Source organism: Mycobacterium sp. TH-M25 (genome assembly GCF_057473665.1).
The window spans coordinates 1-10,233 of sequence record NZ_JBYCLA010000470.1 but is presented as its reverse complement, the minus strand read 5'-3'; the positions used below and the strand labels follow the sequence as shown (position 1 = coordinate 10,233).

Genomic DNA, 10,233 nt, shown 5'->3' with positions numbered 1-10,233 from the left:
GTTCTTGGCGGTGGCCCGCACGGTCGCTTCGATGAACCCGTCGCTGCTCAAGGAGTTGAGTACCACGTCGACACCCGCGCCGTCGGTATCGGCCAGGATCTGGTCGGCGAATTCGGTTGTCCGCGAGTCGTACACGTGCTTTACACCGAGCTTGCGCAGCGTCGAGCGCTTGAAGGTGCTCGCCGTCGCGTAGACCTCTGCGCCGTGTTGCTGCGCCATCTGGATGGCGGCCAGTCCCACACCACCGCTGGCGGCGTGGATCAACACCTTGTCGCCCGGGTTCAGCTTCGCCCAGTCGAACGAGAGCCGAACAGTGAGAGCCGCGGCCGGAATCGTCGCCGCCTCAACCGCGCTCACCCCGTCCGGGATCGGCGCGAGGAACTGGGCCGGCACGTTGAACCGGCTGGCGAATGCGCCCTGCATCGAGCCGTAGACGCGTTGACCGACCTTGACATGGCTCACGCCCTCACCCAATTGGGTTACTGTGCCGGCGAAGTCGCCACCGACCGGCCCTGGGTCACCCGGGTAGAGGCCCAAGACGTTGAGCACGTCGCGGAAGTTCAGGCCCGCAGCCTCGACCCGCACCTGCACATAGCCCTCGTCCGGCGGCAGCACTTCCTTTTCGCTAAGCCGCAGGTTGTCGATCGCGCCGCGCTCGGTGGGGAGCAGGGCGTAATCGTCGGCGCGCGGCACGTTGAGGTGACCGCTGCGCGACCACTGCAGCAACCGGGATGCCAGCGCTTTGCCCTGGCGCAGGGCCAGTTCCGGCTCGTCGACCGGCGTCGCGAGCAGACCGGTCAGCAGCTTCACCGCCTCCGGTGAGCCGTCGACGTCGATCAGCTTGCTGCGCAGGCCAGGCTCCTCGTTGAGGATCGTGCGACCCAGGCCCCACAGCGCGGCCTGCACCGCGTCGACCGGCTCGCCGGATTCGGTGGCCACCGCGCGCTCGGTGACGATCCACAGCCCGCCGGGCAGTTTCACCGAGTTGTCGGCCTGCGCGGCGTGCACCGCGCTCAGCAAGTTCTCGATTTCGGCTTCCAGCCGCGAGATCTGCGCTGCGCTTGACTCCTCGGCCTTGCGCCCAGAACTGCGCCAGACGATGCCGGTGTAAGGCATGCCCTTCTCGTGCGCCTGCGCCAGCAGCCGTCCCAGTAGCTCGGAGTCGTCGGCCCGGTCGAAGGGGATGCAGCCCGGCAGCGCCGCCGCCAGCGCGCCGAACCCGGCGACCAGCCAGGTGCCACTCGGGGTTGCGGTCTCCTCGTCGGTCGGTGCAATCGGCACCTCGTGCCAGCCCAAGGTGTACAGCAGCCGGGTGGCATCGCCACCAAGGCCGCGCAGCAACGCTTCTCGCGGGGCGCGCTTGACGGTGAAGCCGAGGATCCCGCCCAGGTTGCGGCCGTCTCGATCGAGGTAATCGAGGTCGAACACCTGGGTTTCGCTGTCGAGTTCGTTGGTGTGCCATTTCGCGCGGCAGTAGAACCGGCGAGGCATCTTCTCCCGCAATGTGACCCGCTCGTAGCGCAGCGGGAGGAACAGGCCGCTGACGCCCTGTTCGGCCGCCCGCAACGCGGGGAACGCAGGGAACGCAACACCGGTGCACAGGTCCATCAGGACCGGGTGCATCGGCTCGGTGCCAAGGTTCTCGGACAGCTCTTCACCGACCGAGATGTCGCCGATCGCTTCGCCTTCGCCGAGCCACAGCGACTTCAGCGACCCGGACCAGTTCGGTCCCCACGCCAGTTCCATGTCGTCGAAGGTCTCGAAGAGCTCCTGCGGATTCATCCGCTCCATCCGCTCGATCGCCGTGTCGATCGGCTCCTCCAAGTCGACAGCTTCCGGTTCTTCGCCGGCACCAGCGATTGCGGTCCCATCGGCGTTCAGCGACCAGTCGGCGTCCTTGACGCCATAGGCACGGCTGTGTACCTGGAACTTCCAGCCCTCCTCCAGCGGATGCAACGACAGCTGCACCTCACGAGAAGCTCTCTCCGGCAGGATGATCGGCTCGTAGAAGAAGACCTCCTTGACGTGTGCCGGTGTGCCGACGGCGGCCAATGCCATTGCGGCATAGGTGGCGCCGGGGACGACGACGGTGCCGTAGATGACATGGTCGGACAGCCATGGCTGCGACTTGACCGACAGCCGGCTCGTGTATACCGAGTCGCCAGAGGCCAGATCCTTTCCGCTGCCGAGCAATCCGGACATAGCCGGGCCGTCGACGGTGATCGCCGAACTCTTCGGCCAGAAGCGACGGCGCTGGAACGGATACGTCGGCAGCTCCAGCCGGCGGCCCTGCTGCTGGTGCAGCGCCTCGAACGTGGGCCGATGTCCGCCGACGTAGGCGTTGGCCAGCGCGTCGGCGATCTGACGGCGGTCCGGCACACCCTTACGCAGCGACACGATCGCCCGGGGCGCGGCCAGGTGCTCCGGCCAAACCTGCACCGCGGCACCGGTCAGCACCGGCTGCGGGCCGATCTCCATCAGCACCGAGCAACCCAGCGCCGCGACGGTGCGCACGCTCTCAGCGAATTGCACCGGTTGCCGCGAGTGCTTGCGCCAGTACTGCGCATCCAGCGGCGAGCCCGCCGTCAGAATCGACCCGGTGCGGTTGCAAACAAGCGGCAACGTCGGCGTGGCGAAATCGAATTGACTTGCAAAAGCCTCGAACTCACCGAGCACCGGCTCTAGTAGCTCCGAGTGAAAGGCGTGGCTGGTCTCCAGCCACGTGCAGCGCACCCCTTCCTCGGCGAATATGGCGACGAGTTGCTCGAGGTCTTCACCCGGCCCCGACAGCACCGTGTTGGGGCCGTTGTACGCCCCGACCGATACCCGCGGAAACTCGCCGGCAGCCTTCTCGACCTTTTTGGGGTCGGCGAACACCGCAACCATCCGGCCCCCCGCGGGCAGGCTGCCGAACAGCCGGCCACGCTCGGCAATCAGTTTGGCGCCGTCCTCCAGGCTGAACACCCCGGCGACGCAGGCGGCGGCGTACTGCCCGACGCTGTGCCCCAACACGACGTCGGGCTCGATGCCCCACGATTGCCACAGCCGGGCCAGACCCATCTCGATGGCGAACAGCGCTGGCTGCGCGAACGACGTGTGCTTCAGCCGTTCTCCGGCCTTGCCAGCGGTCTCACGGTCAGTCGCGAAGATCACTTCGAGCAACGGCTCCGGCAGGAGATCGCTGACCGCCTCGGCGCAGCGCTTTACCGTCTCCGCGAAAACCGGCTCAGCGGCGAACAATTCGCGGGCCATGCCCGGGTACTGGCTGCCCTGGCCGGTGAACAGCCATGCTGTCGTCGGACGATCGGTGCACTCGCCGCGCACCACGCCCGGACGCAACTGGCCCGCGGTCAGGTCAGCAAGACCCTCGCTCGCAGTCTGCGCGGAATCCACCACGAGGGCGGTGCGGTGCTCGAAGTGTGACCGGCCCACCCCGGCAGTGCGGCACACTTCGGCGATGTCGGCATCCAGGTGCGTGTCCAGCCACGTCCGGTATCGCTGCGCCAACTCGACCAGCGCCTCAGGGGAGCGCGCCGACAGCGGCAACACGTTGATGTGCTCTCGATTCGAATCCGGGGTCGGGGCAGCGTCGTCCGCTAGCTGCTCGTCGACGATCACCCGCTGCGTTGCCGGCGCCTCTTCGACCAGCACGTGGGCGTTGGTACCGGTGAATCCGAAGGAGCTGACCCCGGCGCGACGAGGCCGGCCGTTGGCCTCCCACGGGATCGCCTTGTCGACGACCTTCACCGGCAGCGAACCCCACGGGATATGTGGCGACGGGTTGTCGAAGTGCAGGCTCTGCGGCAGCACGCCATTTTGCAACGACAGCACCACCTTGATCAGACCCGCTGCGCCCGAGGCGGATTCGGTGTGGCCGATGTTGGTCTTGACCGATCCCATCAACAACGGCCGGTTCGCGTCGCGGGACCCGCCGTAGACGGCACCGGCGGCCTGGACCTCGATCGGGTCGCCGAGCGGAGTGCCCGTCCCGTGCGCCTCGAGGTAGTCGACGTCCCCGCCGACCAGGCCGGCCCGGCCCAGAGCAGTGGCGATAAGCCGTTGCTGTGCGCCACCATTGGGGACGGTCAGGCCGCTGGACGCGCCGTCCTGGTTGACGGCGGTGCCCGGGATCACCGCGGCAATCCGGTCGCCGTCACGCTCGGCGTCGCTGAGTCGCTTGAGCACCAGGATGCCGCAGCCTTCGCTGCGGACATAGCCGTCAGCCGACGCGTCGAAGGTCTTGCACTGCCCGACCGGCGACAGCATCCGGGCGCGCGACGCGGCGACCACCGTCACCGGACTCAGCAGAACGTTGACTCCACCGGCAAGCGCGAGATCGCAGTCACCGGAGTGCAATGCCTGGACGGCCTGGTGGACCGCCACCAATGACGAACTGCAGGCCGTATCGACCGCGACGGCCGGCCCCTCGAGGCCGAGAGCGAAAGCGACGCGGCCCGAGATCGCGTTGAGCGCGTTACCGGTGATGAAGTACGGCTCGATCTTGTCGATCGACTCGGCCGACAGTAGGTGGGCGTATTCGTTGGCGGCGACACCGGCGAAGACACCAGTTCGGCTGCCGCGCAACGCCGCCGGCGAATAGCCGGCCCGCTCCAAGCCTTCCCACACCGTTTCGAGCATCAGTCGCTGCTGCGGCTCGATCCAGACCGCCTCGCGCGGCGAGATACCGAAGAACTCTGGATCGAAACCGTCGATGCCGTCCAGGAACCCGCCGAAGCGGGTGTAGGTCTTGCCCGCGACATCGGGGTCGGGGTCGTAGAACTCGTCGATGTCGAAGCGGTCTTCGGGTACTTCCTTGATCGCATTGAGACCGCCGGACAACAACTCCCAGAACGCCTCCGGGTTGGGGGCGCCGGGGAAACGGCACGACACGGCGATGATCGCGATCGGCTCGTCCGTGCGGGTCGTCACCGCCGTGCCCAACGACGGCCCGGACTTCTGGTCAGTCAGATCGAGCACGTCGCCGAGCAGGTAATCCACCGTGTCAGAAAGCCGCGGATGGTCCATCGCCAGCGTCGCCGGGATCTCCTTGCCCACGCCTTGCTCGATGCGACGGCGCAGTTCGACCGCCATCAGCGAATCCATGCCGAGGTCGAAGAACCCGGCGTCCTCGCGGATCTCGGATGGATCGACCCGCGTGACGTCGGCGACCGCGTCGCGCAGGAAGTCCAGCAGCAGCTTGCGGCGCTGTTGCACCGGCGCGTTGGTGAGCCGCTCAACCAAGTCCGTCTTCCCCGACGGCAGGGTCACCGGCACCGCGCTGGGCACCTCGCGCTCCAACTCGGCCAGGAACGCCCGTCGGCCCGCTTGTTGGTAGAGCGGAAGGAACTTCGCCCAGTCGATCCGGGCCACCACACCTTGAGCGACGCCCTGCTCGGCAGAGACGGCGATCAATTCGGCCAAGCCCGCCAGCGCGTCCGACGGGGACAACGTCTTGATGCCGCGTTTGCTCAGCTTGGCGCGCGACTCCTCGTCGGCCATACCTGCCGACCAAGGACCGAAGTTCGCGCTGACGCCGGCGACACCCTGCTCACGCAGCCGCCAGGTCAGACCGTCGAGGAAGGCGTTGGCCGCGCCGTAGACAGTCTGACCGTATCCGCCCCAGACCGAGGCGATCGAGGAGGTGGTGAGAAAGAAGTCCAGATTCAGATCTACGGCTGCTTCACTCAAATGCCAAGCACCCCAGACCTTGCCGGCGAAGACGCGATCGACTTCGGCCTCGTCGAGGTCGCTCAGCGGGGTGGTGCTGATCTCGCCCGCGGCATGCACGATGCCGGCCAGCGGCGGCAGGTCCGCGTTGACGGCCGCCAGCAGTCGTGTGACGTCATCCGCGTCGGCCACGTCGGCCGTGATCACCCGGATGTCGCTGCCGTACTGCCCGCTTAGTGCGTCGATGCGTTGCTGCGCAGCCTCGCCCGGGTCGCGCCGGCTGGTCAGCACCAGGTGCTTGGCACCGTTGGCGGCCAGGTGTCCGGCGATCTCCAGGCCGATCGAGCCGAGCCCACCGGTCACCAGATACGTTGCATCGTCGCGTAGTACGAGCGGCTTGGTGCTCACCTGTCCGGCCCGCCGGACCAGCCGCGGCACGTAGACGGCTTGGCCGCGGACGGCGAACTGGTCTTCGCGGCGCGGCTCGACAGCGACCTGGTCGATCAACCGCGACCATTCGTCCGCGGTGCCTGCGGCCAGGTCGGCCAAGCCACCCCACAGTTGCGGCAGCTCCAGCGAAGCGGCCCGGCCGAAGCCCCACAGGGCGGTCTGGCCGGGCGACACCGTGTCGGTGTCGGTAACTCGTTGCGCGCCACGGGTCACCACCCAGATCGGCGCACGCAGCTCGGCCGCCGCTGCGGCCCGGAAGAGCCGCCGGGTTCCGGCCAGAACCCGCTGCTGCATCCGCAGCAACGACTGCTGCGACGGCACGGTGTCACCCTCAAGTGCGGCGACGTGCACGATCCGCAGCGCCGTCGACTCGTCGGCGGCGGCACGCAGCGCGGCCGTCAACTCCTGCTCGTCGGCATCCGACAAGGGCAGAGCGAGGACCCGGTGCTGCCGGCCCGCGGCCGTCAACGCCTCGATCAACGGCGGCACCGCGTCACCGCTGTCGCCGATGAGCAGCCAGGTGGCCGGCGCACTGAGGTCGGCGGGAGCTACCGCATTGGCCTTGTCCCAACGGAACTCGTAACGAGCGTCGGAGATGGACCTGGTCTTGCGCTGCGCGTTGTGTTGTGCCGCAACCTTTGTCAGCACGTTCAGAGTCTGCGCGTCGTCGCCGGCACCGCCTAGTAGGGCGGCCAGCTCCTCGAACTTGCCGTCTTCGAGTAGCCGAACCGTGTCGCTGGTCGCGGTGACATGCGACTGCTGCGTCGGCAGCTCGCGGTTCTCCCGGAACCAGTACTGGCGGTGCTGGAACGGATACGTCGGCAGGTCGAGCTTGCGTGCCGGGCCATGGTGGACCGCGCCGAAGTCGGGCAAGGCTCCCAGTGCGTAGGCGTCGGCGAGGGCTTCGGTGACCTGACGGTGGTCGGCGGTGTTCTTACGCAGCGACGCGATGGCGCGCGGCGTGGTGGCCGGGTCGGGCCAGGCGCGCAGCGCCGCGGCGGTGAGCACCGGCTGCGGGCCGATCTCGAGCAGCACCTTGCAGCCCAGGTCGGACAGCGTCTGCACGCTCTTGGCGAATTCGACCGGCTGGCGCGCGTGGCGGCGCCAGTAGTTACCGTCCAGCTTCTGGCTCCGGCCGATCACGGCGCCGGTCCGGTTGTCGATCAGGAGCCGTTGCGGCGAACCGTATGTCAAGCGGTCGGCATACTTCTCGAACTCGTCGAGGATCGGGTCGAGCAGCGCAGAGTGGAACGCGTGGCTGGTCTCCAGCCAGTCGCATCGCACGCCGTCGCCGGTCAACGATGCCACTGCCTTGTCCAAATCGCACGCAGGACCGGACAATACGGTGTTCGCGCCGTTGTAGGCGGCGACCGACAGGCTCGGGAACCGGTCGGTCAGGCTCTCCACCCGCTCGGCGGCGGCGAACACCGCGACCATCCGGCCACCGGACGGCAGGCTACCGAAGAGACGGCCACGCTCGGCCATCAGCCTTGCGCCGTCCTCGAGGTCGAAGACACCGGCAACACAGGCCGCCGAATACTGGCCGACGCTGTGTCCCAACACCACTGCGGGCTCTAAGCCCCAGGATTGCCAGAGTCGAGCAAGACCCATTTCCACCGCGAACAATGCAGGCTGGGCATAGCTGGTCTGCCGCAGCGTCGCTTCGGCATCGTTGCTGTCGACATCGAAAATAATGTCCAGAAGCGGCTTTTCGAGAACATCGGCGACTGCGGCGGCGCAGCGGTCGAGGGTTTGCGCGAACACCAGCTCGGTGTCGTACAGCTCGTGCGCCATGCCCGGGTACTGGCTGCCCTGGCCGGTGAACAGCCACGCCGTCTTCGGCGTGGCATCGGAGACGCCGCGCACCAAGCCGGGCGCCGGCCGGTCATCTGCGAGCGCACCGAGCAGTTCGCCGGCAGAGTCCGTGGAGTTGACCACCAACGCGGCACGGTGCTCGAAGTGCGCGCGCCCCGCCCCGGCGGTCAGGCACACGTCGGCCAGGCCGGCCTCCGGGTGCGCGTTCAACCAGCCGCGGTACTGCGCGGCGATCCGCACCAGTGCCTCGGGCGTGCGGGCCGATATCGGCAGGATGCTGAAGCGCCTGTCCGCACCCTGGTCGGTCGGTGAGTCGACCACCTGTGGTGCGCGAGCGGGCGCTTCTTCGAGGATGACGTGGGCATTGGTGCCGGCGAACCCGAACGAACTGACGCCGGCGATGCGCGGTCTGCCACTGCGTTCCCACGGCGTGGCGTTTGTCACCACCTCCAGCGCGAGCCGGTCCCACGGGATGTGCGGCGAGGGGTTCTCGAAGTGCAGATGAGCTGGCAACAACTCGTTTTCGAGCGACAGGATGACCTTGATCACCCCCGCGATGCCCGCGGCAGCCTCCAGATGCCCGATGTTCGTCTTTGCCGAACCGATCAGCAACGGGTTGCCGTCCTTGCGGCCCTCGCCGAGCACCGCGCCCGCGGCCTGAGCCTCGATCGGGTCACCGAGCGAGGTGCCGGTTCCGTGCGCCTCCAGGTAGTCGACGTCCGCGGGCGACAGCCCGGCACGCTTGAGCGCAGCGGCTATAACTCGTTGCTGCGCAACACCGTTCGGCACAGTCAAGCCACCAGATGCGCCGTCCTGGTTGACCGCACTGCCGCGGATGACGGCCCGGATGTGGTCGCCGTCGTTGATCGCGTCCTCGAAACGTTTGATGACGATGACGCCGCAGCCCTCACCGCGGACGTAGCCGTCGGCGGCCGCGTCGAAGGTCTTGCAGCGACCGTCTGGCGCGAGCATGTGGGCGCTGGAAAAGGTGATCATCGTCGCGGGCGTGAGCAGGACGTTGGCCCCGCCGGCCAAGGCCAGGTCGCACTCCCCGAGTTGAAGCGCCTGGCAGGCCTGGTGAATGGCCACCAGCGACGAACTGCAAGCCGTGTCGACGGCGACGGCCGGACCTTGCAGCCCTAACCGGAAGCTGATCCGGCCCGCCGCTGCCGCATTCGACGTCCCGATCGCCATGTAGGCCTCGATCTCGGGAAACGTCAACTCACCCGACGCCATGCCGAGGTAATCGTGAGTGGCCAGACCGACGAATACACCGGTGTTGGAATTCGCCAAAGACGTTGGCGCCGTTCCGGAATGCTCCACCGCGCGCCACGCCGTCTCCAGCAGCAGGCGGTGCTGCGGGTCCAGCATCCGGACCTCGCGGGTCGACATACCGAAAAACGGCGCGTCAAAGCCGGTCACGTCGTCGACGAAGCCTGCCCGACGTGTCGCGACCTTGCCCGGAGCGTCGGGATCGGCATCGAAGAACTCGTCGACGTCCCAACGGTCGGCGGGCACCTCCGAGATCGCGTCCCGGCCCTCGCGCAGCACCTGCCAGAATTCGTCGGCGTCCCCGGCCCCGGGGAATCGCGCCGCATACCCGACGATCGCAAAACTGGCTGGCGGTTGGCCTTGGGATGCCATGCGCTGTTGTCCTCTCGGTTTGGGGACTGTTAGAAGATTCGGTCGCCGCATGCGGCCGGGATGCGCAACAGACTTGTCCGAGCGTCCGAGGATTGCAAGCGCCACCCCGGCGGCGGTGCCGGACCACGCGCACCGTACCGCAGGGTATGGTCAAGGTCACCCCTGAGCACGCCGGGCGATTTCTGTCAATAGCCGCACACCCTGACATCATTGTCCGTATCAGGCACGTCAAACATGTCGATACGACAGGGCGACAGTCACAGTCGCGCGGGCTATCTTGAGTCTCGCCGCGATCATCCGCGGCCGTACGCGCGCCGTTCAACTGAGGAGGACGCTCTCTTGCGCATCGGGCAAATTACCGTCGGCTCACTCAGTGAGTGGACGCTGACGCCGGGCACCGTCACCTCCTGGCACCCCACCGCCGCGTCCGCGGAAAAGGCCGGCCAGGCACCGGTGAGCACGGTCCCGGTCAGCTACATGCAGAGCCAGCACCTACGCAACTATTACGAGCGCGACGCCGCGGGACTCAACTTTTCCCGGCAGATCATCGCCAGCTGCGACGCCAAGGGCGAGTGCGACATCGCCGCGATGAACGCCGCGCTCAACGCCTACCTCCGCCGGCACGACACCTTCCGCAGCTGGTTCGAGCGCACCGCC

Annotated in this window: 1 protein-coding gene and 1 pseudogene; one reads left to right on the top strand and one right to left on the bottom strand. The window is 67.6% G+C overall.

Going from position 1 to position 10,233, the window contains the following annotated elements:
* The coding region (locus tag AC2VOU_RS15995; protein WP_486958256.1) for an SDR family NAD(P)-dependent oxidoreductase at window positions 1-9,576 on the bottom strand (9,576 nt) is incomplete at its 3' end.
* 339 nt (window positions 9,577-9,915) lie between these two features.
* Between AC2VOU_RS15995 and AC2VOU_RS15990 the strand changes: the two are divergent.
* Window positions 9,916-10,233 (top strand): annotated as a pseudogene (locus AC2VOU_RS15990) (acyltransferase); the annotation flags it as partial.